This window comes from Streptomyces sp. NPDC058086, assembly GCF_042885015.1.
Classification (GTDB): Bacteria; Actinomycetota; Actinomycetes; order Streptomycetales; family Streptomycetaceae; genus Streptomyces.
The window spans coordinates 1-25,178 of sequence record NZ_JBHVST010000004.1; the positions used below are offsets into that span (position 1 = coordinate 1).

General features: G+C 70.3%; 26 protein-coding genes and 1 riboswitch. Of the genes, 10 read left to right on the forward strand and 16 right to left on the reverse strand.

Annotation, left to right across the window (positions count from 1 at the left end; translation table 11 throughout):
* The coding region (locus ACFVWD_RS04120; protein ID WP_389593851.1) for a YncE family protein at positions 1–346 on the forward strand (346 nt) is incomplete at its 5' end.
* 1,175 nt (positions 347–1,521) lie between these two features.
* Positions 1,522–1,986, forward strand: coding sequence for a hypothetical protein (locus tag ACFVWD_RS04125; RefSeq protein WP_389593852.1), 465 nt, complete (start codon positions 1,522–1,524; stop codon positions 1,984–1,986).
* Between the two features lie 168 nt (positions 1,987–2,154).
* Here the strand turns inward: ACFVWD_RS04125 and ACFVWD_RS04130 are convergent, their stop codons facing one another.
* The 9 genes from ACFVWD_RS04130 to ACFVWD_RS04170 all read right to left on the reverse strand — a co-directional run bounded on the left by ACFVWD_RS04130 (position 2,155) and on the right by ACFVWD_RS04170 (position 11,143).
* A complete protein-coding gene (locus tag ACFVWD_RS04130; protein ID WP_389593853.1) occupies positions 2,155–3,282 on the reverse strand; it encodes an LLM class flavin-dependent oxidoreductase in 1,128 nt (375 codons plus the stop codon).
* Positions 3,283–3,295: 13 nt separating this feature from the next.
* On the reverse strand, positions 3,296–4,429 hold the full coding sequence (locus tag ACFVWD_RS04135; protein WP_389593854.1) for an LLM class flavin-dependent oxidoreductase: 1,134 nt from the start codon (positions 4,427–4,429) through the stop codon (positions 3,296–3,298).
* Positions 4,426–5,814 carry an NtaA/DmoA family FMN-dependent monooxygenase gene (locus ACFVWD_RS04140; RefSeq protein ID WP_389593855.1) on the reverse strand — a complete coding sequence of 463 codons (1,389 nt, stop codon included), beginning with the start codon at positions 5,812–5,814 and terminating at the stop codon, positions 4,426–4,428. The genes ACFVWD_RS04135 and ACFVWD_RS04140 overlap by 4 nt, the downstream gene beginning before the upstream one ends.
* 17 nt (positions 5,815–5,831) lie before the next feature.
* Positions 5,832–7,067, reverse strand: a complete 1,236-nt coding sequence (locus tag ACFVWD_RS04145) for an LLM class flavin-dependent oxidoreductase (RefSeq protein ID WP_389593856.1) — start codon at positions 7,065–7,067, stop codon at positions 5,832–5,834.
* Positions 7,068–7,142: 75 nt separating this feature from the next.
* Positions 7,143–7,310 carry a putative leader peptide gene (locus ACFVWD_RS04150; RefSeq protein ID WP_351299306.1) on the reverse strand — a complete coding sequence of 56 codons (168 nt, stop codon included), beginning with the start codon at positions 7,308–7,310 and terminating at the stop codon, positions 7,143–7,145.
* A 28-nt stretch (positions 7,311–7,338) separates the two neighbouring features.
* Positions 7,339–8,076 carry a GNAT family N-acetyltransferase gene (locus ACFVWD_RS04155; protein WP_389594041.1) on the reverse strand — a complete coding sequence of 246 codons (738 nt, stop codon included), beginning with the start codon at positions 8,074–8,076 and terminating at the stop codon, positions 7,339–7,341.
* A 118-nt stretch (positions 8,077–8,194) separates the two neighbouring features.
* Positions 8,195–9,220 (reverse strand): ABC transporter substrate-binding protein, encoded by a 1,026-nt coding sequence (locus ACFVWD_RS04160; protein WP_389593857.1) that lies wholly within the window; start codon positions 9,218–9,220, stop codon positions 8,195–8,197.
* A gap of 136 nt (positions 9,221–9,356) precedes the next feature.
* The gene (locus ACFVWD_RS04165) at positions 9,357–10,181 is read right to left on the reverse strand and encodes an amino acid ABC transporter ATP-binding protein (RefSeq protein WP_389593858.1); all 825 of its coding nucleotides are present in this window, start codon (positions 10,179–10,181) and stop codon (positions 9,357–9,359) included.
* Entirely contained in the window at positions 10,178–11,143 is a 966-nt protein-coding gene (locus ACFVWD_RS04170; protein ID WP_389593859.1) for an amino acid ABC transporter permease, read from the reverse strand. The genes ACFVWD_RS04165 and ACFVWD_RS04170 overlap by 4 nt, the downstream gene beginning before the upstream one ends.
* Positions 11,144–11,651: 508 nt before the next feature.
* Positions 11,652–11,744, forward strand: a riboswitch (SAM riboswitch).
* A gap of 36 nt (positions 11,745–11,780) precedes the next feature.
* Between ACFVWD_RS04170 and ACFVWD_RS04175 the strand changes: the two genes are divergently transcribed.
* Positions 11,781–11,855: a putative leader peptide gene (locus ACFVWD_RS04175; protein WP_351299548.1), complete on the forward strand. Its 75-nt coding sequence runs from the start codon at positions 11,781–11,783 to the stop codon at positions 11,853–11,855.
* Positions 11,856–12,007: 152 nt separating this feature from the next.
* Positions 12,008–12,697 (forward strand): glutathione S-transferase C-terminal domain-containing protein, encoded by a 690-nt coding sequence (locus ACFVWD_RS04180; RefSeq protein WP_389593860.1) that lies wholly within the window; start codon positions 12,008–12,010, stop codon positions 12,695–12,697.
* A gap of 65 nt (positions 12,698–12,762) precedes the next feature.
* Here the strand turns inward: ACFVWD_RS04180 and ACFVWD_RS04185 are convergent, their stop codons facing one another.
* Positions 12,763–13,278 carry a YceI family protein gene (locus ACFVWD_RS04185; RefSeq protein ID WP_389593861.1) on the reverse strand — a complete coding sequence of 172 codons (516 nt, stop codon included), beginning with the start codon at positions 13,276–13,278 and terminating at the stop codon, positions 12,763–12,765.
* Positions 13,279–13,435: 157 nt separating this feature from the next.
* Here ACFVWD_RS04185 and ACFVWD_RS04190 point away from each other — a divergent pair, with 157 nt between their 5' ends.
* Positions 13,436–13,981 (forward strand): MarR family winged helix-turn-helix transcriptional regulator, encoded by a 546-nt coding sequence (locus ACFVWD_RS04190; protein ID WP_389593862.1) that lies wholly within the window; start codon positions 13,436–13,438, stop codon positions 13,979–13,981.
* A gap of 131 nt (positions 13,982–14,112) precedes the next feature.
* Here the strand turns inward: ACFVWD_RS04190 and ACFVWD_RS04195 are convergent, their stop codons facing one another.
* On the reverse strand, positions 14,113–14,907 hold the full coding sequence (locus ACFVWD_RS04195; RefSeq protein ID WP_389593863.1) for a maleylpyruvate isomerase family mycothiol-dependent enzyme: 795 nt from the start codon (positions 14,905–14,907) through the stop codon (positions 14,113–14,115).
* Between the two features lie 55 nt (positions 14,908–14,962).
* Complete coding sequence (locus ACFVWD_RS04200; protein ID WP_389593864.1) at positions 14,963–15,847, reverse strand: dioxygenase; 885 nt, start codon at positions 15,845–15,847, stop codon at positions 14,963–14,965.
* 233 nt (positions 15,848–16,080) lie between these two features.
* Here ACFVWD_RS04200 and ACFVWD_RS04205 point away from each other — a divergent pair, with 233 nt between their 5' ends.
* A complete protein-coding gene (locus ACFVWD_RS04205; RefSeq protein WP_389593865.1) occupies positions 16,081–16,626 on the forward strand; it encodes a hypothetical protein in 546 nt (181 codons plus the stop codon).
* Between the two features lie 131 nt (positions 16,627–16,757).
* On the opposite strand, the gene ACFVWD_RS04210 is transcribed toward ACFVWD_RS04205, so the two are convergent.
* Positions 16,758–17,384 carry a MerR family transcriptional regulator gene (locus tag ACFVWD_RS04210; protein WP_389593866.1) on the reverse strand — a complete coding sequence of 209 codons (627 nt, stop codon included), beginning with the start codon at positions 17,382–17,384 and terminating at the stop codon, positions 16,758–16,760.
* Between the two features lie 123 nt (positions 17,385–17,507).
* On the opposite strand from ACFVWD_RS04210, the gene ACFVWD_RS04215 reads away from it, so the two are divergent.
* The 3 genes from ACFVWD_RS04215 to ACFVWD_RS04225 all read left to right on the forward strand — a co-directional run bounded on the left by ACFVWD_RS04215 (position 17,508) and on the right by ACFVWD_RS04225 (position 20,915).
* The gene (locus ACFVWD_RS04215) at positions 17,508–17,951 is read left to right on the forward strand and encodes a DUF3291 domain-containing protein (RefSeq protein WP_389593867.1); all 444 of its coding nucleotides are present in this window, start codon (positions 17,508–17,510) and stop codon (positions 17,949–17,951) included.
* A gap of 66 nt (positions 17,952–18,017) precedes the next feature.
* Positions 18,018–19,460 carry a DHA2 family efflux MFS transporter permease subunit gene (locus ACFVWD_RS04220; protein ID WP_389593868.1) on the forward strand — a complete coding sequence of 481 codons (1,443 nt, stop codon included), beginning with the start codon at positions 18,018–18,020 and terminating at the stop codon, positions 19,458–19,460.
* A 162-nt stretch (positions 19,461–19,622) separates the two neighbouring features.
* Positions 19,623–20,915 (forward strand): YhgE/Pip domain-containing protein, encoded by a 1,293-nt coding sequence (locus ACFVWD_RS04225; RefSeq protein WP_389593869.1) that lies wholly within the window; start codon positions 19,623–19,625, stop codon positions 20,913–20,915.
* 55 nt (positions 20,916–20,970) lie between these two features.
* Here the strand turns inward: ACFVWD_RS04225 and ACFVWD_RS04230 are convergent, their stop codons facing one another.
* The 3 genes from ACFVWD_RS04230 to ACFVWD_RS04240 all read right to left on the reverse strand — a co-directional run bounded on the left by ACFVWD_RS04230 (position 20,971) and on the right by ACFVWD_RS04240 (position 23,486).
* Positions 20,971–21,456: a hypothetical protein gene (locus ACFVWD_RS04230; RefSeq protein WP_389593870.1), complete on the reverse strand. Its 486-nt coding sequence runs from the start codon at positions 21,454–21,456 to the stop codon at positions 20,971–20,973.
* 119 nt (positions 21,457–21,575) lie between these two features.
* Positions 21,576–22,259 carry a TetR/AcrR family transcriptional regulator gene (locus ACFVWD_RS04235; RefSeq protein WP_389593871.1) on the reverse strand — a complete coding sequence of 228 codons (684 nt, stop codon included), beginning with the start codon at positions 22,257–22,259 and terminating at the stop codon, positions 21,576–21,578.
* A gap of 6 nt (positions 22,260–22,265) precedes the next feature.
* Positions 22,266–23,486 (reverse strand): cytochrome P450, encoded by a 1,221-nt coding sequence (locus ACFVWD_RS04240; protein WP_389594042.1) that lies wholly within the window; start codon positions 23,484–23,486, stop codon positions 22,266–22,268.
* Positions 23,487–23,610: 124 nt separating this feature from the next.
* Here ACFVWD_RS04240 and ACFVWD_RS04245 point away from each other — a divergent pair, with 124 nt between their 5' ends.
* On the forward strand, positions 23,611–25,140 hold the full coding sequence (locus ACFVWD_RS04245) for an MFS transporter (protein WP_389593872.1): 1,530 nt from the start codon (positions 23,611–23,613) through the stop codon (positions 25,138–25,140).
* The last annotated feature ends 38 nt before the right edge of the window (positions 25,141–25,178 follow it).

Sequence of the window (25,178 nt, forward strand, 5' to 3'; positions counted from 1 at the left end):
CCCGGTCGGGGTGGCGGTCTCCCGGGACGGAGGCCGGGCCTACACGGCCAATGCCGGCTCGGATTCGGTGTCGGTGATCAACACCGCCACCAACCACACCGTGGGCAACCCCATCGGTGTCGGCAAGAAGCCAGTCGGGGTGGCGGTCTCCCAGGACGGAGGCCGGGCCTACACGGCCAATGCCGGCTCGGATTCGGTGTCGGTGATCAACACCGCCACCAACCGCACCGTGGGCAACCCCATCGGTGTCGACAGGTACCCGGTCTCGGTGGCGGTCTCCCAGGACGGGGGCCGGGCCTACACGGCCAACTCCGGCTCGGCCTCGGTGTCGGTGATCATGTTCTAGCCTCCCCTTTTCGCTTGGGGCGGCGGAGTCGAGTTGGTCGCGGCGGGCCGGTGGTTTTCGGCTGTTGGTCGCCGGGCGGGCATGGCCGCGGCCCGACGCTGGGGTCGGGTTCTCCAGGGATCCTCGGGACGTAGGCGGGCAGGGGCGAGGTGATTTCCTTGTGGATCTTCCTCGTCTCCGCCTGTGGGACCGTCGCGTGGGAGGGGTCCAGTTGCAATCGATCACGTGGGTGGGCTGTCCGGAGTGTCGCCACTACATGCGGCAGGGGCACACGATCGCGGGACGGCCCCGCAAAGACCGCGCCACTACCGCACCCGCCCCACTGCACTCCCCACCTCCAGGCCGTTGACAGTGGTCCGGCTGTAGCACCAAGCTGTAGTACTTAAGCTGACAAATCAGGAGCAATCCATCACCCTGGCCGAGGGAGATCATCATGGTGACAAGCGTCCGGAAGCACATCCGACACCTCGTTGGTGCGTTTTGCGTTGCTGCGCTGCTCGCCGGAGCGGTGGGCGTGACGAGTGCTCAGGCAATGCCTCAGACAACGAAGGCCACAGCGGAATCGCTGAGCGCGAACTGCGCGGGCCCCCAGAACCCGCCGGGCTGTTAGAAGCTGTCGGTGACCGTTTGTGAGCGGGTCGTGACCGACGCTCCGGTCGTCGGGCATGCAATGCCGTGAAAGGTAAGGTCTGCGGCAGTTTGTCAAGCGGCTTGGGCCGTTGGAGACCGTGATGGGTGGGTGTGCGGGGACTGCGAGCCGGGGTGGGACGAGGAGCCTGTAGGTCCCTGGACCTTGACCAGCAGGTTCTTGCGGGCCCAGGAGCTCATGTGCAAGGCAAAGTGTTCTCGGTGGCGGTCGGCAGCGCGGCCGCGATGTCGCGGGGGCGCCAGTCGCGGGCTGGGTCGGTCTGGGTACGACCACCAAGCTGAACACCTCCGTCGGCGAGACGATCGACCTGGCACCGGCCGGAACCAGCCTGGCCACCATCCACCGTGAGCCGGCCCGACCGGCCAAAGCCTCGACGACCGGTTCGCTCACCACCGGCTTCGAGACCGGACAGACCCAGTCGACCTGGACCGACACCGTCGACACCGTCGACACCGTCGATGCCAAGGGCGGCGGCAACTACGGGGTCACGGGTCTGTGTTGCGGTCTCTCGGGCCCCCAGACTGCCGTGCGCACCGGCGAACAGACCCACACGGGCGACGCATCGCTGATGTACTCGGGCTACGCCAACGGCGGGTCGTACGACCACGCGTATATGCAGGTCTACGGCTTCAACGGCGCGCCGCTCACCGTCCGCGGCGACACGACGCTGAGCTACTGGGTCTTCCCGCAGTCCGACGCCACCACTCCATGGGTGTCCGCCGGGTCCGACGACAGCACCTGCGTCGCCGTCGACCTGATCTTCACCGACGGCAGTGATCTGCGGGACTCGGGCGCCACCGACCAGTCCGGCACCGGCACGCATCCGGCCGACCAGTGCGGCCGTCTCACGCTCGACGCGTGGAACCACGTCACCGTGAACCTCGGCGCGGTCAAGGCGGGGCGAGCGATCAGCAAGATCCTCGTCGGTTACGACCGTCCGGGCGCCACAGGTGGCTATCGCGGCGACATCGACGACCTGAGCATCGACTGACACCGAGAATCCGGTCGGTGGGCCGGCACCTGCCGTCGGCCCACCTCTGCGGAGCGCCGGTGGTCGGACCGCCTTGGGGAGGGCGAACCGGGAATTGGCTACCTGTCGTCCGGGATCTGTTATCTGTTATCTGTTATCTGCTATCGGTTATTTGATATCTGTCATTCGTCACCTGCGTCGCCACTCCTCGGCCAGCAGTTCGTACGAGCGCACCCGGTCCGCATGGCCGTGGGTGATGGTCGTGATCAGCAACTCGTCGGCCCCGGTGGCCTCCTGGAGCTGTTCCAACTGGTCGGCGACGTGTCCCGGGGAGCCCACGAACTGGGTCTCGACGCGATCGGCGACCAGCGCCCGGTCCGGGTCGCTCCACACGTGGGCGCGGGCCTCCTTCGGGGTCGGGAACTTGATGGCGCCCTCGGCGGTACGGATGCTGCGGACCCAGAGGCCGTATCCGGTGGCGAGTTCGCGCGCGGTCCCGTCGTCCTCGGCGACGACCACGTCCGCGGACACGCTGACGTACGGCTTGTCGAGGGCGTCGGACGGCTGGAAGGCGGCGCGGTAGCCCTCCGCCGCCTCCAGCACCGTGGCCGGACTGACGTGGTAGTTCGCCGCGAACCGCAGCCCGTTGCGGCCGGCGACCGTGGCGCTCTCCCCGCCGCTGCTGCCCAGGATCCACACCTGTACGTCCGCGCCCTCGCCCGGGACGACGTGCGCCTCGACGCCGTCCGCCGACCGGTACGTCCCCGCGAGCAGGGCGAGGATGTCGTCGATCTGCTCGCCGTAGTCCTGCGACCGGGCGTGCGGCTGTTGGAGCAGCGTGCGCTGAAGGGCGACGCGGGGTGAGCCGAGCAGGTGTTCGAAGGAGAACCGCGGCGGGATGCGGAGACCGTTCGGGGCGCGGCCGTCCACCACGGGGGTCGCGGTCGGCAGCGGGGCGGTGGGCCCTCCCGGCGGGCGCCCGCCGGAGCGGCCGAGGCCCAGGTCGAGACGGCCGGGGTGCAGGGCGTCGAGCAGACCGAACTCCTCGACCGTGGAGAGCGCGGTGCGGTGCCCGAGCTGTACGGCGCCCGAGCCGAGCCGGATCGTGGAGGTGGCGGAGGCGGTCAGGGCAAGGACCACCGCGGGTGAGGTGCCGGCGACTCCCGGGTTGAGGTGGTGCTCGGCGAACCAGTAGCGGGCGTACCCGAATCGCTCCGCCTGCCGGGCCAGGTCGATGGAGTTGCGCAGGGCCTCGGTCGCGGTGGAGCCGGAGGAGATCGGGACGAGGTCGAGGGCGCCGAGGGGGATGTCGGACATGGGGCGGGGCTCCTCAGCGGTCGGCGGGGATGGACGCGGGCGCGGGAGCGGGAGCGGGCACCGGCTCGGACACCGGCTCCGCCTCGGGCGTCGCGAGCACCGGCCCCCACGGGAACGGCGGATCGGGGATCTCGCGTCGCAGCACCGGAGCGACCTCCGACTGGAAGCGCTCAAGGGAGTCGCGGTGCTGGGCGTCGCCGAGACCGCTGGCGTCCGCGTGCAGATGCAGCACCGTGTGCCCGAACCGCTCGTGGTAGCGGTGCACCTTGTCGATGATCTGCTGGGGGCTGCCTATCAGGGCCGAGCTGCGCTCGACGAAGTCCTCCAGCGTCGGGAAGACCGGCTCCAGGCCCAGGCTCTTCTGGAAGGCCAGGTTCCCCTCGAACACCGGGCGGTACGCGGCCAGCGCCTCCTGCGACGTACGGGCCACGTAGAGGCCCGCCGTGCCCGCGCCCACAGCGATGTCGGCCGGGTCGTGGCCGTAGTGCTCCCAGCGCTCGCGGTAGTAGCGGATCAACTCGGCGTAGGGCTCTATGGGGTTGGTGACGTTGGCGGAGAAGAGCGGGTCGCCGTAGCGGGCGGCCAGGTCGACCGACTCCTTGCTGGTCGCGCTGCCGTGCCAGACCCGGATCGGCTGCTGGTACGGCCGGGGCCACACCTCCGCGTCCTTGAGTTCCGGGCGGAAGCGGGTCTCGGCGGTCACCTTGTCCTGGCGCCAGATCTTGCGGAACACCTCGTAGCTCTCGGCGTTGCGGTCCCACTGGTCCTCGGGGGTGACGTCGAAGAGGTCGCGCTGGGCGGCCCCGTTGCCCTTGCCGATGATCAGGTCCAGGCGACCGTCGGAGAGGTGGTCGAGGGTCGCGTAGTCCTCGTACGCGCGTACCGGGTCAAGGAGGCTGAGCGTCGTCACGGCCGTGAAGAGGCGGATGCGCTTGGTGAGCGCGGCGATGTGGCTGAGCACGACGGGCGGCGAGGACGAGATGAACGGTCGCTCGTGCCGCTCCCCCACGCCGAAGCCGTCGAAGCCCAGCTCCTCGGCGAGCAGGGCGTTGTCGAGGACTTCGCGGAACCGGTCGTGAGTGGGCTTCTGCACGCCGGTGATCGGGTCCGGCCGGTGCACGATCAGGGTGATGGCCAGGAATTTCATGACGCCGCACGCTCGTCGCGCACGTCGTCCGGGTGGGCGAGGCCGAGGTGGTCGCGCAGGGTCGTGCCCTCGTACTCGGTGCGGTACACGCCGCGCTCCTGGAGCAGCGGGACCACGGTGTCGGCGAAGGTGTCGAGGCCGCCGGGGGTGATGTGCGGGACGAGGATGAAGCCGTCACTGGCGTCGGCCTGCACGAAGGAGTCGATGGTCTCGGCGACGGTGGCCGGGGAGCCGACGAAGGACTGCCGATTGCCGGTCTCGATGACCAGATCGCGGATGGACCACTTGTTGGCGGCAGCGAGCTCGCGCCACTCGCGGGCGGTGGCGAGCGGGTCGCGGTACATCCGGACCTGGGCGCGGCCCCGGGCGATGGTGTGCTCACCGAGGTCCGGGTCGATGTCGGGCAGGGGGCCGTCCGGGTCGTACGCGGACAGGTCGCGGTTCCAGACGAACTCCAGGTGCTTGATCGCGGTGGCGCCGCTGACCTGCTGGCGACGCACCTCGCGGGAGATCTCCTCCGCCTCGGTGTCCGTGTCGCCGAGGACGAAGGTCGCGGCGGGCAGGATCAGCAGCTGGTCGCGTGTACGGCCGTAGCGGGCGAGGCGTCCCTTGACGTCCGAGTAGAACGCCTGGCCCTCCTTGAGGGTGGCGTACCGGCTGAAGATCGCGTCGGCGCTGGAGGCGGCGAACTCGCGCCCCTCGTCGGAGTCCCCCGCCTGGAAGATCACCGGGCGTCCCTGCGGGCTGCGCGGGACGTTGAACTGCCCCCGGATGTCGAAGTGCCGGCCCTGGTGTACGAAGGCTCCGGCCTTCGCGTCACGCAGGAAGGTGTCGGTCTGCTGGTCGGCGACGATCTCGTCCCCGTGCCAGGAGTCGAAGAGCTCGTTCGCCGTGTGCAGGAATTCCTCGGCCCGGGAGTAGCGCTCCTCCTGCGGGAGGAAGCCGCCGCGGCGGAAGTTCTCGCCGGTGAAGGCGTCCCAGGAGGTGACCACGTTCCAGGCGGCGCGGCCGTCGGAGAGGTGGTCGAGGCTGGCGAACTGGCGGGCCACCTCGTAGGGCTCGTTGAAGGTGGAGTTGATGGTGCCGGTCAGGCCGAGGTGTTCGGTGACGGCGGCGAGCGCGGTGAGGATCGTGAAGGTGTCGGGGCGGCCGACGACGTCCAAGTCGTAGACCTTGCCGCCCTGTTCGCGCAGTCTCAGCCCTTCGGCGAGGAACAGGAAGTCGAACTTGGCGCGCTCGGCGGTGCGCGCGAAGTGGGCGAAGGAGCTGAACTCGATGTGGCTGCCGGCCTCGGGGTCGCTCCACACGGTGGTGTTGTTGACGCCGGGGAAGTGCGCCGCGAGGTGGACCTGCTTGCGGGGCTTGTCCTGTGACGTGCTGCTCATGAGTGGGTCCCTCCGGCTCAGGCGGTGGCGGCGTAGCGGTTGACGGGGCGGGAGAGGCCGAGCAGCCCGCGCAGGGTGTCGGACTCGTACGACTGCCGGAAGACGCCCCGGCGCTGGAGTTCGGGCACGAGGCCCCGGGTGACGGCGGGCAGGTCGTGGCCGAGGACGGCGGGACGCAGCCGGAAGCCGGACAGGCCGGCCTCCGTCAACTCCTGTAGCAAGTCCGCCAGTTGGGCGGGTGAGCCGGTGAAGATGCGGGCGTCGCTGGTGTACGGGTAGCCGGCCAGCGTGTCGAGACGTTCGCGGCGCGCAGCGGCCTCGGCCGGGTCGTCGTCCAGGAACACCACGAGGTCACCGAAGAGGTGCAGGGGTTCGTCGGCACGGCCGGCCGCCGTCTGCTCGGCGCGGATCTCCTCGACGATGGCACGGGCCTGGCCGGCGTCGTGCGGGGTGACGTATCCGATGTCGGTGGCCCGCGCCACCAGCCGGTAGGGGATGGTCGCGTGGGCCAGGGCGCTGACGATCGGCTGGCCCTGCGGCGGGCGGGGGGTGATCGAGGGGCCCTTGACGCTGAAGTGCTTGCCCTCGAAGTCGATGTAGTGCAGTTTGTCGCGGTCGACGAAGCGTCCGGTGGCGACGTCCCGGATCTCCGCGTCGTCCTCCCAGCTGTCCCAGAGCCGCCGCACCGCTTCCACGTGGTCCGCGGCCTCGTCGAAGAGGTCGGTCGTCAGCTCCCGCACGGCCGGGCTGTCGAAGTCCTCGATGCGCAGCGGCGGGAACGTACGGCGGCCGAAGTGCGCGGCCTCGTGGGTGCGGGCCGACACCTGCACCCGTACGCCCGCACGGCCCGTGCTCACGTAGTCGAGCGTGGCGATCGCCTTGGAGAGGTGGAAGGGCTCGGTGTGGGTGACCACGGCTGTCGGGACCAGTCCTATGTGACTGGTCAGCGGGGCGACGCGGGCGGCGATCAGGACGGCGTCGAGGCGCCCGCGGACCTGGTCGGTGCGGTCGTCGGGCTCGGTGAGGTGCGAGGACTGGAGTGCGAGGGCGTCCTCGATGGTCACGAAGTCGAGGAGACCGCGCTCGGCCTCGGTGACCAGGTCCGTCCAGTACCCGGCGGTGAGCAGCTCACGGGGGCGGGCCACCGGCTCGCGCCAGGCGGCCGGGTGCCAGCCGGCGCCGTCGAGTGCGACGGCGAGGTGCAGAGGGGAGGACGAGGGGGAGGAATCGGGCAGCGAAGATGATGCGGACACGGAGGAGGTGCCTTCCTGGTCGACCGTACGAGAGCGCGGCCCTCTACGCGAAGGGCGCGGCGGCGGGGTGACAGGTCAGGGACGACAGAGCGCGCCGGCTACGCGCTGCAGATCGATGTGCGGCCGGGAGTAAAGACGTACACGGCGGCGCGGGGTGAGCACCATGACGCGAAGATCGGACCCGACTCGCACGTCCCTCACCTCCGCCCTTGCGTCCCGGCGGGCCTGTGGCCGCGCCGACATCGTGAACCTGTTCAACACAACGGCCCGCCTACGCCGTCTGTTCCTGCTGGGCGCCCGGAGTTCGGACGAGGAGGAACTCCGAGCGGCGGCGCAGGGTGAAGCCGATCGACTCGTAGAGCCGGATCGCGCCGGTGTTGGTCGCGGAGGCATGCAGGAAGGGGGTGTCTCCGCGCTCCCTGATGCCGGCCGCGATCGCGCGGACGAGTCGCGTGGCCAGGCCCTTGCCGCGGTGGTCCGGGGCGGTGCAGACCGCGCTGATCTCCGTCCAGCCGGGCGGGCGCAGCCGTTCGCCGGCCAGGGCGACGAGCCGGCCGCGGTGCCGGATGCCGAGGTAGGTGCCGAGTTCCACCGTGCGGGGCAGGAAGGGCCCCGGCTCGGTCAGGGCGATCAGGTCCAGGATCTCGGGGACGTCGTCCAGTCCGAGCCGTACCGCTTCGGGGGCGGGCTCGGCACGCAGCGAGGTGTCGACCAGTTGTACGCCCTGGCCGTGCTGCACCGTCTCCCAGCCCTCGGGCACCGACTTCGCCCCGGTCACGGGGGTGACGGTGCCGGGTCCGACGAGCGCGGCGAGGTCGTCCCAGGCCCGTGGGTCGGCCGGGTCGGCGAGGGCGGTGAACGGGGAGACGTCCAGGGGGTAGCGGGCGGCGCGGCCGACGCGCTCGGCGAGGTGGGCGTGCGGGCCGGTCAGCGCGGCCCAGGCGGCGTTGTCCAGGATGTGAGGTGCCGCCGGGCTCTGCGGCGGGGTAGGTCGGGCAACGGTGGACATGGCGGTGTCGGACCTCCAGGAAGCGGTGCGGATGTCCAGGGAACGGATCCGGACCTCGGGGACAGGCAACGGATCCGGTCCTCCGGGACAGGAAACGGATCCGGTCCTCAGAGAGCGGTCAGGAGTTGCTGAGCGGCAGCCCGGGCGGGTTGATCTGCGAGGTGCTGACGGCCTCGTTGGAGAGGTTCCAGGCGGCGAGCCACTTGGCGTACTGACCGTCCTTGATCAGGTGGTTGATCGCGTCGGCGACCGGCTTGGCCAGCCCGCTGTCCTTCTTCGCGGTGGCCGCGATCAGCCCCTGGAGGGTTGCGCCCGCGCCGGAGAACTTGCCCGCGTTGCGGGTCGGGTTGGGCGTCTTCGCGACCTGGGTGATGTGGTACGAGATACCGGGGTTGGGCCCGAAGTAGGCGTCGATCTTCCCGCTGGACAGCGCCAGATAGACGCTGTTGTTGTCCTGGAAGTACTTGACGGTGAGCTTCTTGCCCTCCTTCGCGAGCTTCGCCTTCCACTCCAGCAGGATCTTCTCCTGGTTGGTGCCCGCGCCCACGGAGACGGTCTTGCCGGCCAGGTTCTCGTAGTTACCGTCGAAGTTCCAGGTGCTCTTGTTCAGCACCTCGAAGGCCAGGTTGTCCTGTCGGTAGGAGGCGAACTCGTACTTCTTCTTGCGTTCCTCGGTGTCCGTGACGTTCGAGAAGGCGACGTCGACCTTGCCGCTGTCGATGCCGACGAACAGGTTCTCCCAGGTCGAGTTCTTCACCTCCGCCTTCAGTCCGAGGACCGCGGCGACCAGTCGGCCGAGGTCGGGTTCGGCACCGGTGAGGGTCTTCTGGTCCTGGCCGACGTACGCCAGCGGCGGGAACCCGGCGGGCAGCGCGCCGACGCCGACGACCAGCTTGCCGCTCTTGGCGACCGACTTGGGCAGCTCGGCGCTGATGGACTTGACCTCGGGCACCTTGAGGTCGGTCTGCCGCGCGGCGCCGTTGGAGAGCGCGCCCACGGTGACGGTGCCGGAGGCAGCGTTGTCGGAGGTGGTGGCCGCGTCGCTCTCGCCCCCGCACGCGGCGAGACCGGCGGCGAGGGTGGCGACGGCGGTGGAGGCGGTGAGGCCACGGAGGAGTCTGCTGCGGAGGGTGAGGGTGCGCATGGCTGTCCTTGTCCGATGTTCGTGAGTGAGGTGTGGTGAGGGAAGGCGTGGTGGATGAAGGTGAGGTGGACGAAAGTGAGGTGGACGAAAGTGAGGTGGATGAAAGTGAGGTGGATGAAAGTGAGGTGAGGGAAGTTCAGAGGACCTTGCTCAGGAAGTCCCTGGTCCGCTCGTGTACCGGGTAGTCCAACACCTCGGTGGGCGAGCCCTGTTCGATGACGCGGCCCTCGTCGAGGAAGACGATCCGGTCGGCCACCTCGCGGGCGAAGCCGATCTCGTGGGTCACGATGACGAGCGTGGTGCCGCTGGTGGCCAGGTCCTTGATGACGGCGAGCACCTCACCGACCAGCTCGGGGTCGAGGGCGGAGGTGGGTTCGTCGAAGAGGATGACTCCGGGCCGCAGCGCGAGCGCGCGGGCGATGGCGACCCGCTGCTGCTGGCCGCCCGACAACTGCCGTGGATAGGCGTCGGCCTTGTCGGCAAGACCCACGCGGTCGAGGAGGGTGCGCGCGAGTTCCCGGGCCTCGGGCCGCTTCAGCCGTCGGGTCGCCACCGGCGCGGCCGCCACGTTGTCCAGAACCGTCAGATGCGGGAACAGGTTGAAGTTCTGGAAGACGAACCCGATCCGGCCGCGCTGGGCCAGGATCGCCCGCTCGGTCAGCTCCTTGAGCCTCCCCCGGCCTTCGGCCGGGGGGACCCCCGTCTCGCTGCGCTCGCCGTGCCGGCGTACGCCGATCAGCTCGCCGTTCAGGCTGACATGGCCGATCTCGGGCTTCTCCAGGTGGTTGATCACCCTGAGGAGGGTGGACTTGCCGGAGCCGGACGGGCCGAGGATCACGGTGACCTCGCCGGGCCGTACGGTCAGGTCCACTCCGTTCAGCACGCGTTGGCTGCCGTACCACTTGTGCACATCGCGCACCTCGACGGCGGCCGGTCGGATCGCGAGCGTCTCGCCGGTCATATCGCCGCCTCCTTGCGGACCCGGGCCCGCAGGTCACGCAGGCCGGTGCGGACCTTCTGCAACGGGGTCGGCGGGAGGGAGCGCAGCGCGCCCCGCGAGTAGTACCGCTCGACGTAGAACTGGACGACGGACACGACGCTCGTGAGGATCAGGTACCAGACGGTGGCGACCAGCAGCAGCGGCACGATGTCGCCGGGGTAGGTGGAGCCCATGCTCTGCACCGAGCCGAAGAGGTCGAGCAGCGAGACGTAGAAGACCAGCGAGGTGCCCTTGATCAGGCCGATCAGCTGGTTGACGTAGTTCGGGGTGATGGAGCGCAGCGCCTGCGGGAACACGATCTTCCTGAACTGGTAGCCCTTGGGCAGACCGAGTGCGGAGGCCGCCTCGTGCTGGCCCTGGTCGACGGAGAGGATGCCGCCCCGGACCACTTCCGCCGCGTACGCCGCCTCGTTCAGGCTCAGTCCGACGACCGCGACGACCATGTCGGTGGCGAGCCGGGACTCGTCGAAGGTGAGGAAGGCGGGGCCGAAGGGGACACCGAGGCTCAGCGTCTTGTAGAGCGCGCTGAAGTTGTAGAGGAAGAGCAGGACGACGATGAGCGGCACCGAGCGGAACAGCCAGATGTAGACCCAGCTCACCGCGCGCAGCACGGGGCTCCTGGAGAGCCGGGCCAGGGCGAGCAGGATGCCGCCTAGCAGGCCCAACACAGCGCTGTAGAGGGTCACTTCGAGGGTGATGAGCAGGCCGTCGAGGATCGTGGGACGCAGGAACCAGTACTGGAACCTGTCCCACTGGAAGAAGGGGTTGGTCGCCAGCCCGTGGACGATCTGGGCGACCACGACGAGCACGATCACCGAGGCGATCCAGCGGCCGGGGTGGCGCAGGGGCAGCACGCGCTGTGCCGCGGCCGGGCGGGGCTCCGTCGTGCTCAACGGCACGGCGGAGCCCAGGGATTCACTCATGGAGGGCTCCAACGAATGCGGACACACCGCCGCGGCCCGTACGACGGCGGTGCGCGCGGGGACAGACGGATGTCAGGGGGTACGGAGGGGGAGGCTCACCGACAGCGCACCAACAGGATGGCGAGCGAGGGATGTTGAGCCGTGCGGACGTTCAACGCCGCGAAAGGCGGAAGCGGTCAGCCCTGACAGAGACAGCGGGCGCCGCGGGAGGTACAACACACTGCGGTGGCGAGGCAGCCGTGGCGCCGCGAAGCGGTCGTCCCGTCAGCTGCGTACATCGCGTTCACCGTCACCATTCCGCCCCGCTGGGCCTCGAACGCACCGGAATCGATCCGGTCCGATGCGGCGTAAGTTAGGCATGGCCCCAAACGAATGTCAACGCGCACCGGCCGGAATGACCACGTGGTGAGACCGCGTATATGCCTTCTTGACGGCTCCGCGGACCGGACCGAGACTGACGGGGACGGTCACGATTGTCAGCGCCCGTCGTGCGGGTTTCTCCCGTTCGACGCGGTTATCGGCCCCGGCCCGCTGACAGGCAACCCTTCCACCGCGACGGGGTGCCCCGGGTTCCGCCGGTGCGGCGGGGCAAGCGTGGTCTCGCCTCTCGCGAGCCCCGGACACGGGAGCGATGGGAATGGCCAGGAGGAGCACGAACGGTCTGACCAGGCGCCTGCACATCGATCTGCAGCGGGTCTCCAGCGCGTATTAGTCCAGGCGGTCCGTCCAGCGCGTACTGGTCCATGCGGTCCGTCCGGTCGGGCACGTCCCACGATCCGGACCGGTCCGTACGTCAGCGCAGTCACTCCGTTCCGCCACCGCCGCCCAACGGGCCGCGGGGGCTTCGACGTTCCCTGGAGAGTCATGCCCAAGACAGTCTCGCTCGCCGCGCCTCGCCCCCACCGCATCCGCAGCCGCATCGGCGTCGGCCTGGCCGGCGGCTTCTACCCGGCGCCGCACCGCTATCAGCTGTACCTCACCGAGGGCTGTCCGCGTTCACTGCGCATCTCGGTCACCCTGGAGTTGCTCGGTCTCCACGACTCGGTCGCCACCACGCTGCTGACGCTTCCCGCCGAGACACCCGACGCGTTCGCCGCACTGCGCGGCGCGTACGAGGCCACCTGGCACCACTACGACGGTCCGCTCACCGCGCCCGCGCTGTGCGACCGTTGGAGCGGACGGATCGTGAGCAACCACACGCCCGACATCCTGCGTGACCTCGCCGGGCTGCCGGTCTGCCAGAACGACGCCCGCCTCCCCCGGCTGAACCCACCGGCCCTCACCGCGGACATCGACGCCCTGCGCGAACTCCTCGACCGGGACGTCACCCCCACCTCGCCGCCGCTTGCGCGCACGACGGCACTCCAGTCACTGGACCGGCAACTCGCCCCGCGAGCCTACGCGTTGGGCGACGAGCTGACGGCCGCGGACGTCGACCTCTGGGTGGCCCTGACCCGACTCGACCCGACGGAATCCCTCGCCCCGTACGGTCGGCTCCGGGACTACGTACGTCGGCTCGACGCCCACCCTGCCTTCCACGGCAAGGTGCGCTGAGCGCGTACGCCAAGGTCGCCGGGGCCGGTAGGGCCGCAGGGCCCGGGCCCCGGCGCCGCGTCGGCTCAGGCCTTGGCGCGGGTGAAGACGAGCGTGCCGGTGACGGTCGTCAGGCCGCGGATCATGCCCATCTGGTTCCAGCCCATGTCGAACTGGTCGCGGTCCACGGTGAACTCCGCGGTGAGCGTGACGCTGTCGGCGCTCGCCCCGGTCACGCGGCCGGTGACGGGCTGCGGCCGGCTGATGCCGCGCACGGTCAGCTGCCCGTTGATCTCCGCGGTGTCGTCCTGGCCGAGGACGGCGTCGCGAACGGCGAAGGTGATCGCGGGGTGGCGGTCGGCGTCGAAGAGGTCGGCGGAGCGGAGGTGCTTGTCCCGCTTGGCGTTCTTCGTGTCCAGGGACGCGACGTCCAGGGTGATGGTGCCGCGGGCGGTCCCGTCGGGCTGCACCTCGCCCTCTCCGGTGACTCCGGTGAAGGTGCCCTTCACGGTGACCATGCCCCACATCGTCTTGTGCTTGATGGCGACGACGGTGCGGGCGGGGTCGAGCTGCCACAGGCCGGTTTCGACGGCGACGGTCATGAGAGTTCTCCAGACGGTTACGGGCGGTGCACAGGGGTGCGCGACGCACGGGGGCGCGCGGCACACGGGGACTGTGGGGACAACGTGGTCATCCAAATTTGGATGACTCCACGCTAGCCGGTTCTTCAAATTTGGACAACCGGTAGACTGGGACACTATGGCCGACCCTTCCGCCCCCGCTGACCTGCCCGAACACGAGCCGTCGGGTGACGGTGAGCTGCTGCCCGCCCCGCTGCGGGCCTGGATGCGTCTCCTGGCGGCGGCCGGGGCGATCGAGCAGCAGCTGCGCGCCCGCGTCAAGGACACCCTCGACGTCTCGCACGACGAGTTCCTGGTGCTGTGCCTGCTGGCCGACCAGCCCGGGTCCAGCCTGCGGATGACCCAGATCGCGGAACTGCTGGGCCGTCCCAAGACGCGGCTGACCTATCAGGTGGCGTGTCTGCAGCACGCGGGACTGATCACACGGCGGTCGGCGTGCGGCGACCGGCGCGGTATCGAGGTGGTCCTCACGGACAAGGCGCGGCGGCTGCTGCGCGAGTCCACGGGCCCGCTGGCCGACGCCGTCTCGCAGGCCATCGCGCAGACGGCCTGCGCGCAGCGGTACGAGGCACTGCACGACTTGTTGCCACCCTCGCCGCGTCCCGGTGCGGACTCCGGGCACGTCGAGGGTGGCGATGCGGCCCCCGAGGGGCCGGGGAAGTAGCCCCTTCAGGGGCGGACAGACCTACGGGGGCGCGGAGTTGGACGCCGGGCCGCGCGGAACGCCGCGTGTCGAGGGACGGACCGGCGGATGTCGGGGGCGAACCGGCGGATGTCGAGGGGCGAACCGGCGGATCAGAACCCGGGGAAGACGCGTCGCAGGTCGTCGAGGGTGAGGGTGTCGCCCTTGAGGGTCACCTCGGCCGGGGTGTGGTCGGCGGCGTGGCGGCCGGTGACGAGGCGCAGCCACCACTCGGCCGGTGCGCTCAGGACGGCGTCGGGCTCGGCAGGTTCGTCGGTGAGCACGACCGCGTCGACCAGGTCGAGCCCGAACGCGCGCCGCGGAGCGGTGGTGTGGACCGCGAGGCGAACCTGCCGTCCACCGAGGGCCTCGACCTTGCCGAGGAAGCCTATGAGCAGTCCGGCCTGGTCGAGGAGCGGCTCGACCGCGGCGGGCGCCAGAACCGCCGTACGGTCGAAGGCCACCTCCACGTCCCAGGTGTGGTGGGTGAACTCGCCGAGCCGTAGACCCGCCACCGTCGCGACGTCCACAGGCGCGGGCAGGAAGCCGAGGTCGACCCGGAGTTCGGCACGGGCCCGCGGGTCGAGAGCCTCGTACCCACGCACCAGCGCCTCGTTGGCGGTCACGAAGCTCTCGGCGCGCTCGACCGGGGACATCGCGTCCCAGCGCGCCCACACCGACTTGTTGAAGTCGCCGCCCTTGGGCCCGGTGCCGTTCAGCGCGCCCTCCAGGGAGGCCAGGCCGATCTCCGCGCCGCTGCCCAGGTGGCTGAGGACCTGGGACACGTCCCACTCGGACGCCCCGGACTGCCGGGTGAGGTCGGCGGTGGCGAGCCCGTGCACCACGGCGGTCAGGTAGTCGTGTCCGCCGCGCAGGGCGTCGATGGTCTGGTCGGCATGGTCGTTCATGTCTCAACTCCGTTGAGGTGAAAGCGGTTTGTGTCGGTACGGAGGGTTCAAGGGTTCACACCGCGGTCTGGAAGGACCGCTTGGAGAAGCCCATCATGAAACCATCGACGGTGGTACGCACCGCCCGGTCGGCGCTCGGGGCGGCGCCCAGCGTGACGAACAGCGGGATGTAGTGGTCGACCGTCGGATGGGCGTACGGCATACCGGGCGCCCTGGTCCGGAAGGCCGCGAGTTCGTCGACGTCCCCGCGGGCGAGCGCGTCGGCGACCCAGGCGTCGAAGTCCGAGGACCAGCCCGGCACTTCGCCCCGCGTCAGCATCTCGCGGGTGATGAAGGGCAGTCCGTGCGTCATGAACCCCGAGCCGATCACGAGGACGCCCTCCTCCCGCAACGGGCCGAGCCGGGCGCCGAGTTCGAGGAGCCGGCCGGGGTCATGGGTGGGCAGGCTGAGCTGGAGCACCGGGATGTCACCCAAGGGGTACATGGCCATCAGCGGCACCCAGGCGCCGTGGTCGAGGCCGCGGGAGGGGTGCTGGTACAGCGACTCGCCGTCCGGCATGGTCCCGGCCACGCGGTGCGCGAGGGCGGTCGCGTCGGGAGTGTCGTACGTCATCGTGTAGTAGCGCGGATGGAAGCCGCCGAAGTCGTAGACGAGCGGGGTGTGCGCCGCCGGGGCGGACAGACACAGCGGCGCCGCCTCCCAGTGCGCGGAGACGATCAGGACGCTCTTCGGCTTCGGCAGGGACTGGGCCCACTCGAACAGTTCCCTCAGCCACGGCCCGTCGTCGAACAGCGGGGGCGCGCCGTGGCTCAGGTACAGCGCGGGAAGGGGTCCGTCCGCGGGTGTCCACACGCGCTGGGACCGGGCTCGCGGCAGTGCGTCGACCAGGAACCGGTCGTACGCTCCGGCGGGCACCTCGGGATCGAGGAGGGAGTTCATGCCGGTCCTTACGTGGGTGAGGGTGCCCCGGCTCGCGGGCTCAGACTTTTAAGTTGAACCTTCAAGTTTGACTGTAGGTCGTCCCACTTGAGACGTCAACCAAACGGCCGCGGATGGTGGCGCCGGAGGCCCTGAGAAGGGCGCCGTACGCGATCGGAACTAGTCCGATCTTCGTATGCGTGATCGGACGCCGGTTGGACGCGGTGGCCGACGGGCTTCACTAGGGTCGGCTGGTGTCCACGGTCAGGCGCAGCTCAGCGGTGGACCGTCCGGAGTTCGGGCTGCCCGCCGAAGGAGTCCACCGCGTGTCGCACCATCCCTCCGTCCCCTCGCCGAACGACCGGATCACCGGCGCCCACCCCGCCCGGCACACCGCGTTGCTCCTGCTGCGCGGGTACACCGACGGCGACGCGCGGGCAGTCGCCACGGCCCTGGACACCCTGGACGAGACCGCCCTCGACGACACGTACACCTATCTCTGTGCCGTCATGGACGTCACCCTGCGCCTCACCCTGACCGCCCAGCCCGCGGCCCGCGACGTGGGCCGGGCCGCCGAGCAGGCGGCCACGGCGGCTCCCCCGCACTATGAGTTCGCCTTCGGGCAGGCGGTCCGGGCCTGGGCCGCGGGCGACACGGAGGCCCTGACCCGCGCCGCCGACGCCGACCTCCCGGGGGCCGTGCATCTGCTGGCGGTGATGACCGTGGCCCTGGGCGTCTCCGTCCTCGACCACGACGGTCTGAACGCCCTGCTCAACTGCCTCCCCGAAGACCCGCGCTGATCGCGACGGCCACCTGACCGGCGCTCCCCGGTCAGCACCATCCGAACCACACCGTCCACCCCCTGGCGACCGTCCGATCAACGGCGACCGTCGCATCAACGACGACCGTCGCATCATCAACGACGGTCCGCTCAACGACGACCGCCCCCGTGGCGCCGCGCCGACTCGTTCTCCTGGGCCATGCGGCGCAGCGCCATCAGCGCGGGTTCGAGCAGGACCGTGAGCAGCAGCGCGCGCTCGGCCAGTTCCAGCGGGTCGTCGATTCCGTCCAGTTGGTCGAGGTCGAGCGCCGCGGTCCGTTCGGCCAGCCGGGCGTACGGCACGAGCGCGCTCCGGTCGAACGGGACACCGAGGCCGCGCAGCGAGCCCAAGGTCTCGGCCAGAGTCGCCCGCGCGGGCGCCGACTCGTGGACATCCCAGCCCAACTCCTCCACGAGCGCGTCGACTTCGGCCCGCTCAGTGGAGTCCTGCGCGGAATCCTCGGCGGGCCCGATCGAACCGAGGGTGAGACCGAGCAGGCGATGGGTGTCACCGGCGTGCTCCGCCAGGGCTCCCAGGACCTCCCGGGTGGTACTGACGGACAGCCCCCGGACGCCGGTCAGCGCGCGGATCAGACGGAGCCTGCGCAGATGGTTCCCGTCGTACTCGGCCTGGGTCGCCGACAGTTGCCGGCCGGATGGGAGCAGCCCCTCTCGGAGGTAGTACTTGATCGTCGTGACGGAGACTCCGCTGAGGCGGCTCAGCTCGGACATACGCATCGGATCGGCTCCGCTCTGGTCATTGGATACCTTCACTGTCTAACATGGATAGTGGAGGTATCCAATGGGTGCTCCCCCTGGGCCTCCGTCCGTCGTCCTGCCTCCGTGGAAGAAGGCGCCACCGTGCCCACGCTCCCCTGGACCACCGTCAACGTGCCCGCAACGGACTCGCGGGCGTTCGTCATGGCCTCGCGCTTCGAGGTCCGTTCCTTCCGTGACGTACCGCGTTTCTTCCTGCGGTCCCTGGCCGCGTGGAAGCAGGTGAAGAGCGCGCCCGGCGCATACGGCGCCACGCTCGTCGCCCAGCCGTTCAAGCGCACCTTCTGGACGCTGTCGGCCTGGGAGGACAAGCGGGCCCTCTACACGTACGCGAAGACCGAACCGCACCGCTCGATCATGACCGGGCTGCGGTCCACGACGAGCGGCTCGGTCTTCACGTTCTGGGAGCTTCCGGCCTCGGAACTCCCCCTCGACTGGGCGGACGCCCGGCGACGGCTCGCCGAGCAGGAGCGCGCCGACGCCACCGGCGAGCGCGGACCCTCGGGCGCCGGACCCGGCACCGCCTGACGCTCCCCCGCTTCTCCCCGCCCCTCCCCTGGACCGATTCCTCATCTCCCAAGGAGACGTACCGACATGACGCTGTCCGAGGAAAGCCCGGCCCTGGACGACCCTCCGGTCGCCCCGGCGCGCGAACGACGAAGGGTGCCGCTGTGGCTCGCGATCGTCGCGTGCAGCGTGCCCATGTTCATGGTCGCGCTGGACAACCTCGTCGTCTCCACGGCACTGCGCACCCTGGCCGTGGACCTGGAGGCGTCCACCCAGCAGCTCCAGTGGTTCGTCAACGCGTACGTGCTCAGCTTCGCCTGTCTGCTGATGACGGGTGCCGCCCTGGGCGACCGGTTCGGGCGCCGACGGGTCTTCGTGATCGGCATCGTCGTCTTCACCCTGGCCTCCGCCGGCTGCGGACTGGCCGACAGCAGCGCGCAGTTGATCACCTACCGCGCCGTCCAGGGCTTCGGTGCCGCGGCCGTGATGCCGCTGTCGCTGACCCTGCTCTCCCAGGCCGTGCCGGAGCGGCTGCGCGGCCTCGCCCTCGGTCTGTGGTCGGGCATCAGCGGGCTGGCGGTGGCCATGGGCCCGGTGGTCGGCGGCGCGGTGGTCGACGGGCTGGACTGGCGGTGGATCTTCTGGATCAATGTGCCGGTGGGTGTCGTGGCCGTACCGCTCATCCTGCTCACCCTGCGCGAGAGCTCGCTTCCGGGCGTCCGCCTCGACCTGATCGGGATGGTCCTCGCGGCCGCCGGACTGTGCGCCGTGGTGTGGGGCATCGTGCACGGCAACACGGACGGCTGGACGTCGGCGAAGGTGCTGGGGGCGTTCCTGGGGGGCGCGGTACTGCTCGCCGCCTTCGTTGCCTGGGAGGCGCGGGTTCCCGAGCCGATGCTGCCGCTCTCGTTCTACCGGATACGGGCCTTCACCCTGACCAACGTCGTCTCCGCGGCGATGTACTTCGGCGTCTTCGGTTCACTGTTCCTGCTCGCCCAGTACCTCCAGATGGTGCCGCAGCGCACACCGTTCGAGGCCGGAGTACGCACCCTGGCCTGGACCCTGATGCCCATGTTCGTCGCCCCCGTCGCCGGACTGCTCTCCGACCGGGTGGGCGGCGGCCGGCTGATGGCCCTCGGGCTCTTCCTCCAGGGCGTGGGTCTCGGCTGGATCAACGTGGTCGCGGACATCGACACCCCGTACTCCGCCCTCGTCGCCCCGATGATCGTCGCCGGTGTCGGTATGGGCCTCGTGTTCGCCCCGACGGCCGCGGTCGTTCTCGGCTCGGTCAGCAAGGAGCACGCCGGCAAGGCCTCCGGCGCCAACACCACCGTCCGCGAGATCGGCGGCGCCCTCGGTATCGCGGTCCTCAGCTCGGTCTTCGTCGCCCACGGCAGCATGGGCACGCCCCAGCGGTTCATCGCCGGTCTGCACCCGGCGGTGTGGGTCGGCGTCGCGGTCGTCCTCGTGGGCGCGGTGTGCGCGCTGGGCATCCCGCGCAGGCCGCGACCGGAGGGAGTGGACGTGTGAACGCCGGTCCGCACGGCGCTCCGTAAGAGGCGCGGTGCCCCCGTGGCGCTCCGTGCGCGGCGCGTCGCTGACCGCCGCGCCGCCGCAGCCCCCATCCTGGCGTGGTACGGGCGCCCGTACCCGCCCACGCAGGTTCCGCGCCGCACCCACCCACGGAGAGCCATGGCCGCCGACAGCACGTCCACCGCCGACGACACCCCCGTCCGGGCAAGCGCCGCCGTGCTCCTGCACCGGCCGAAGCTGTGGCTGGTGCCGACCGTGCTGTGCGGTCTGCTGGCGTTTCTGCTGTCACTGCTCTACATGGGCGGCATCGTGAACCCGAACGGGGAACTGCGCCACCTGCCCATCGGCATCGTCAACACCGACCAGGGCAGACCGCTGCCCGGCCAGACCACGAACCTCGGCACACAGATCACCCGCTCGGTCACCGCCGACACCTCCGGCAAGGCCGACTGGCAACCCCTCACTCTCGCCCAGGCCCAGGACAGACTGACCTCCGGCAAGATCTACGGCGCCCTGGTCGTCCCCGCCGACTTCACGACCACCACCACCGCCCTCACCACCGCGAACGCCACCACGCGGCCCACCCTGACGGTGGTCACCAACCCCGGCATGGGCAGTCTCGGCTCCTCCCTCGCGAGCCGGATCACCCAACAGGCCGCCCAGCAGGCCTCCCTGGCCATCGGCGAGCAGCTGATGGCTTCCCCCGCCACCGCACAGGCCGACGCCACCACCCGCCTCGTGCTTGCCGACCCCGTCGCCGTAGCCACCCGGGTCGGCCACCCGATCGGGGACCACAGCGGCCTGGGACTGAGCGCGTTCTACTACACCCTGCTCCTCGTCCTCGCCGGGTTCCTCGGCGGCAACGTCATCAGCAACGGCGTCGACACCGCCCTCGGCTACGCCGACAACGAGATCGGCCCCTGGCACACCCGCCGTCCCACCGTGCCCATCAGCCGCACCCAGACGCTGCTGCTGAAGATGGCCATGACTGCCGGGATCACCGTCCTCACCACCACACTGGTCGTGATCGCCACCGTCGGGATCCTCGGCATGGACGCCTCGCACCTGCCGCTGCTGTGGGTCTACTCCTACTGCGCGTCGCTGGCGGTCGGCCTGGGCGTGCAGGCCATCAACGCCGCCTTCGGGGGCATCGGCCAGCTCGTCTCCATGTTCGTGTTCATCGTCCTGGGCCTGCCCTCCTCCGGTTCCACAGTGCCCCTCGAAGCCGTCCCGGGCTTCTACCGTTTCCTGAGCATCTTCGAACCCATGCGCCAACTCAGCGTCGGTGTCCGCGCCATCCTCTTCTTCGACGCCCGCGCCGACGCCGGCCTCACCCGCGCCTGGATCATGATCGCCGTCGGCGCCGCGCTCGCCCTCCTCTTCGGCCTCGCCATGACCCGCTACTACGACCGCAAGGGCCTGCAGCGCCTCACCCCCCAACCCTCCGGCTGATCCCGCAGAAGGCGTCACGCGGAGAGGGAGGGCGCACCCTGGGGACGGATTCCCGTCAAGGCCCTGTCGTGGCGTTGGAACCCCCCAGTCGCTGGACGGTTCCACCGACCTTCGCGCGCAGCGGTTCGAGGACCTTCGGCTGTGCGCTGATCGCCCAGCGCGGGCCGACGAGATAGGCGCCGCCGTAGATCGCGGCGCTGTCCAGCCAGGTCAGCTTGTAGCGCTCTTCGGGGAACGTCGTGATGAGGTAGTCGCCGGTCCCGGTGTGGCAGGCACCCTCGCGGAGGTCCGTCGCGTCGATGCGGATCGTGACCTTGCATCCGGTGAGGTTCGCGATCACCTCGACGTCCGCGGGCGCCACCACCTCGACGGCGGCGGTCTTCTTCGACGCCTTGCGCTCGTCCGCCGCCTCCTCCCCTCCGGCGTCGCAGCCCACGGCCAGGGGAAGCAGGGCGAGGCCCCCGGCGACCGCGGCCCGGCGTACGAGGCGGGTGGGGGAGGGCGTTCGGCCGAGGTGTCCTTGCCGTCGCTGCTGGGGCACGTCGTCTCTTTCCCTCTGCGGTGCGGTTCGCGCGTACTCGAAAGGAGATACGAAGGGATGCCGGGCCCTGTTCACGACGGGCCGCCAGGACGACGTCCTCCGATCCGTGTCGGGCGGGATCAGTCGAGGCAGATCTCACCCCGCTGTCGGCGCGGGCAGGGCGTGATCGGCGCCGGCCACAGCGCGACGAGGGCATCGGTCAGGCCGAGTGCGGTGTCGTGCCAACTGGACCGGGGCGTGGGGGTGTTGTCGGCGAGGGCTCGCTCGCGCTCGGCGCACATGTGCACCATCAGCTCCCGCGCCATGTCACTGCGCTCGGCGTGCACTTCGACCGGCAGGTCGGAGAGGCACCGGTGCAGCCGTTCGAGGACCATCCTCATCGACGGGGAGCTGAGGGTCTCGTCGATCACGATCCGGCGCAGCGCCGGGTCGGTCATCACCTGCGCGGTGAAGCGTGCGTACCAGGAGGGCCGGCCGAGCTCGGCCAGATGTTCGGTGAGGGGGTGTACGAGGCAGGTCACCCAGTCGCGGATGTCGGCGCTCTCCTCGTCGATCTCGGCGAGCAGCCGCAGGCGCACCTGCTCGATCCGCACGAAGTGCTTGCGCACGATCGCCCGCACCAGGTCGGCCTTGGTGCCGAAGTGATAGCCGACGGCGGCGTTGTTGCCCTGCCCCGCGGCCTCGCTGACCTGGCGGTTGGAGACCGCGTACACCCCTTGCTCGGCGTACAGCCGCTCCGCCGCGGTCAGGATCGACTCCCGCGTCGCACTGACCTGTTCGGCCCGTACGGTTCTGGCCGCCATGGCCGGTCACCACCTCACCGGGACTTCGCGCAGCCCTCCGACGACCAGTCCCTCGAGCCGTCGCAGCTCCTCGACCGGAACGGCCAGGTCGAGCGAGGGAAGCCTACGCAGCAGTACGTCGAGGACGGTCCCCAGCTCGGTCCGGGCGAGCGCCTGTCCCAGGCAGGAGTGCGGGCCGACGCCGAACGCCAGATGGGTGTTCGGGGTGCGGTCGAGGATCATCTCCCCGGCGTCCTCGAAGGCGGTCTCGTCCCGGTTCGCGGCGGCCATGCTGCACAGCACGGTGGTGCCCTTGGGCAGTACCGTATCGCCGACCTCGGTTTCCTCGCCGATGTAACGCGGCATGCCGAGTCCCGGGTTGGCGTCCATGCGCAGCGCCTCCTCGACCGCGGGCCGCACCAGCGACGGGTCCGCGAGCAGCCGCTCCCAGTGCCGCCGGTCGGCCAGCAGCATGGCGACCATCTTCCCGATCATGTTCGCCGTGGTCTCGTGCCCGGCGACCAGCAGGCCCTGGCCGGTGTACACCAACTCCTGTTCGGTGAGCCGGTATCCGGTCGGGTCGGTGGCCGTGAGGAGGTCGCTGAGCAGGTCGTCACCCGGGTGCGCCCGCTTGGCGGCGACATGGACGGTCATATAGGCGACGAACTCGGCCTGTGCCGCGTCGATTTCCGCCTGCCCGTACTTGGTGAGGTTGAGCAGGGTGTCCGACCAGTAGGAGAACCTGTCCCGGTCCTCGTCGGGAACGCCGAGCAGATCGCAGATCACCCACACCGGCAGTGGAAAGGCCAAGTGGGCCTTCAGGTCGACGGGTTGGCCGTGCTCCACCATGGCGTCGATGAGGTGGTCGGCCATCGCCTCCATCCCCGGGCGCAGCGCGGCCATCCTCTTGGCGGTGAACCACTTGCTCACCATCCGCCGCCGGCGCCGGTGGGCCTCGCCGGTCTGCGGCATGGCGTTGGACATCTCGTTGTTGAAGGCCCCGCCCGATTCGGTGGCGGAGATCCGGGCGGCGTCGTCCGCGTTCAGCAGGCGGCTGAAGCGGGGATCGGACAGCACCTGTCTGACGTCCGCGTAGCGGGTCAGCAGGGATGCCTCGTCGCCGCTGGGCAGGGTCACGCGCGCCACCGGGCACCGCTGTCGCAGTCTCGCCCATTCCTCGGGGGGTCCCAGCGGTGTCGCGCCGGGGATCGGGTAGGTCAACGCCGGCTCGTCGTCACGTACGTCCATCGCGGTCTCCTCCGTCTCCTCCGATTCGGCCGTCTCCACACGATCAGGCAACCTCAGCCAGTAATCTAAGTCAATCAGCTGACTTAAAATCTGGCCATCGCAGCACCCAGACGGAGGCTCCGCCATGCCCGAGGCCCTTGCTCACCCCTCCGACTCCGGGACGAGCGGTCCGCCACGTCCGGACACCGTCGTGGCGGTGCTGGCCTTCGCCGGGATCGTCGTCTCGCTGATGCAGACCCTGGTGATCCCCCTGGTCCCGGAGCTTCCCGGGTACCTGGGCGCCTCTGCCTCGGACACCACGTGGGCGATCACGGCCACCCTGCTCGCGGGCGCCGTCGCGACCCCGGTGGTGGGGCGTCTCGGCGACATGTACGGCAAGCGGCGGATGCTCCTGGCGAGCCTCGCCATGCTCGTGGCCGGATCCGCCGTGTGCGCGCTCAGCGAGGGCCTGGCCCCGATGGTCGTCGGACGGACCCTGCAGGGCCTGTCGGCCGGTGTGATCGCGCTCGGGATCAGCATCATGCGCGACGAACTGCCGGCCGAGCGGCTCGGCGGGGCGACCGCGATGATGAGCGCCTCGCTGGGCATCGGTGCCGCGCTCGGTCTGCCCGCGGCCGCGTTCCTCGCCGATCACGCGGACTGGCACCTGCTGTTCTGGACCGCGGCGGGCTTCGGCGTGGTGGCGGCCGTACTCGTCGTGACACTCGTACCGGAGTCGTCCATGCGCACCGGCGGACGCTTCGACCTGGTGGGCGCGGCCGGGCTGTCGGCCGCGCTGCTGTGCCTGTTGCTGGCGATCTCCAAGGGGGCCGACTGGGGCTGGGCGAGCGCCACGACCCTCGCCCTGTTCACGGTGGCCGTCGCCGTGCTGCTGGTGTGGGGCCGCTGGGAACTGCGCGCGGGGCAGCCGCTGGTGGACCTGCGGACCACCGCGCGGCGTCGGGTGCTGTTCACCAATCTCGCCTCCGCCGTGTTCGGCTTCTCGATGTTCGCGATGGCTCTGGTGCTGCCGCAGCTCCTGCAACTGCCGAAGGCCACCGGCTACGGCCTCGGGCGGTCGATGATGGTCGTCGGCCTGGTCATGGCGCCCAACGGCCTGGTGATGATGGCCACGGCACCGCTGTCCGCGCGGATCTCCAAGGCCAAGGGGCCCAAGGTGACGCTGATGCTCGGCGCCCTCGTGGTCGCCGCCGGCTACGGCCTCAGCGTCACGATGATGTCCGCCATCTGGCAGCTCGTCCTCGTCTCCAGCATCATCGGGGCCGGCGTCGGGCTCGCCTACGGCGCGATGCCCTCGCTCGTCATGGGGGCCGTGCCGGTGTCGGAAACCGCCGCGGCCAACAGCCTCAACACGCTGATGCGGTCCATCGGCACCTCGGTCTCCAGCGCGGTCGCGGGTGTCACCCTGGCCCAGATGACCACCACGTTCGGCTCCGCGGCCCTGCCCTCGGAGAACGCCTTCCGGGTGGTCATGGCCATCGGCTCCGGCGCAGCCCTGGTCGCCTTCGGCTTCGCCGCCTGCCTGCCCCGCCGAAGCCCGCTCGCCGGCACCCCGTCGACTCCGGTGACCGGGGAGCCGTCCACGCCCGCGGACACTTCGGTGGGCACTTCGGCGGACACTTCGGCGGGTACGGCCGTGGAGACGAGGCCGTAGGCCGCGGGCCGACGGGGCCCGCGTGGCGACACGCGGGC

Excerpts from the sequence above, each read along its gene's own strand:
- ACFVWD_RS04130 (WP_389593853.1), bottom strand. The coding sequence starts at position 3,282 with ATGTCCGACATCCCCCTCGGCGCCCTCGACCTCGTCCCGATCTCCTCC.
- ACFVWD_RS04135 (WP_389593854.1), bottom strand. The coding sequence starts at position 4,429 with ATGAAATTCCTGGCCATCACCCTGATCGTGCACCGGCCGGACCCGATC.
- ACFVWD_RS04140 (WP_389593855.1), bottom strand. The coding sequence starts at position 5,814 with ATGAGCAGCACGTCACAGGACAAGCCCCGCAAGCAGGTCCACCTCGCG.
- ACFVWD_RS04150 (WP_351299306.1), bottom strand. The coding sequence starts at position 7,310 with ATGTCGGCGCGGCCACAGGCCCGCCGGGACGCAAGGGCGGAGGTGAGG.
- ACFVWD_RS04155 (WP_389594041.1), bottom strand. The coding sequence starts at position 8,076 with ATGTCCACCGTTGCCCGACCTACCCCGCCGCAGAGCCCGGCGGCACCT.
- ACFVWD_RS04160 (WP_389593857.1), bottom strand. The coding sequence starts at position 9,220 with ATGCGCACCCTCACCCTCCGCAGCAGACTCCTCCGTGGCCTCACCGCC.
- ACFVWD_RS04165 (WP_389593858.1), bottom strand. The coding sequence starts at position 10,181 with ATGACCGGCGAGACGCTCGCGATCCGACCGGCCGCCGTCGAGGTGCGC.
- ACFVWD_RS04170 (WP_389593859.1), bottom strand. The coding sequence starts at position 11,143 with ATGAGTGAATCCCTGGGCTCCGCCGTGCCGTTGAGCACGACGGAGCCC.
- ACFVWD_RS04180 (WP_389593860.1), top strand. The coding sequence starts at position 12,008 with ATGCCCAAGACAGTCTCGCTCGCCGCGCCTCGCCCCCACCGCATCCGC.
- ACFVWD_RS04185 (WP_389593861.1), bottom strand. The coding sequence starts at position 13,278 with ATGACCGTCGCCGTCGAAACCGGCCTGTGGCAGCTCGACCCCGCCCGC.
- ACFVWD_RS04190 (WP_389593862.1), top strand. The coding sequence starts at position 13,436 with ATGGCCGACCCTTCCGCCCCCGCTGACCTGCCCGAACACGAGCCGTCG.
- ACFVWD_RS04195 (WP_389593863.1), bottom strand. The coding sequence starts at position 14,907 with ATGAACGACCATGCCGACCAGACCATCGACGCCCTGCGCGGCGGACAC.
- ACFVWD_RS04200 (WP_389593864.1), bottom strand. The coding sequence starts at position 15,847 with ATGAACTCCCTCCTCGATCCCGAGGTGCCCGCCGGAGCGTACGACCGG.
- ACFVWD_RS04210 (WP_389593866.1), bottom strand. The coding sequence starts at position 17,384 with ATGCGTATGTCCGAGCTGAGCCGCCTCAGCGGAGTCTCCGTCACGACG.
- ACFVWD_RS04220 (WP_389593868.1), top strand. The coding sequence starts at position 18,018 with ATGACGCTGTCCGAGGAAAGCCCGGCCCTGGACGACCCTCCGGTCGCC.
- ACFVWD_RS04225 (WP_389593869.1), top strand. The coding sequence starts at position 19,623 with ATGGCCGCCGACAGCACGTCCACCGCCGACGACACCCCCGTCCGGGCA.
- ACFVWD_RS04235 (WP_389593871.1), bottom strand. The coding sequence starts at position 22,259 with ATGGCGGCCAGAACCGTACGGGCCGAACAGGTCAGTGCGACGCGGGAG.
- ACFVWD_RS04240 (WP_389594042.1), bottom strand. The coding sequence starts at position 23,486 with ATGGACGTACGTGACGACGAGCCGGCGTTGACCTACCCGATCCCCGGC.
- ACFVWD_RS04245 (WP_389593872.1), top strand. The coding sequence starts at position 23,611 with ATGCCCGAGGCCCTTGCTCACCCCTCCGACTCCGGGACGAGCGGTCCG.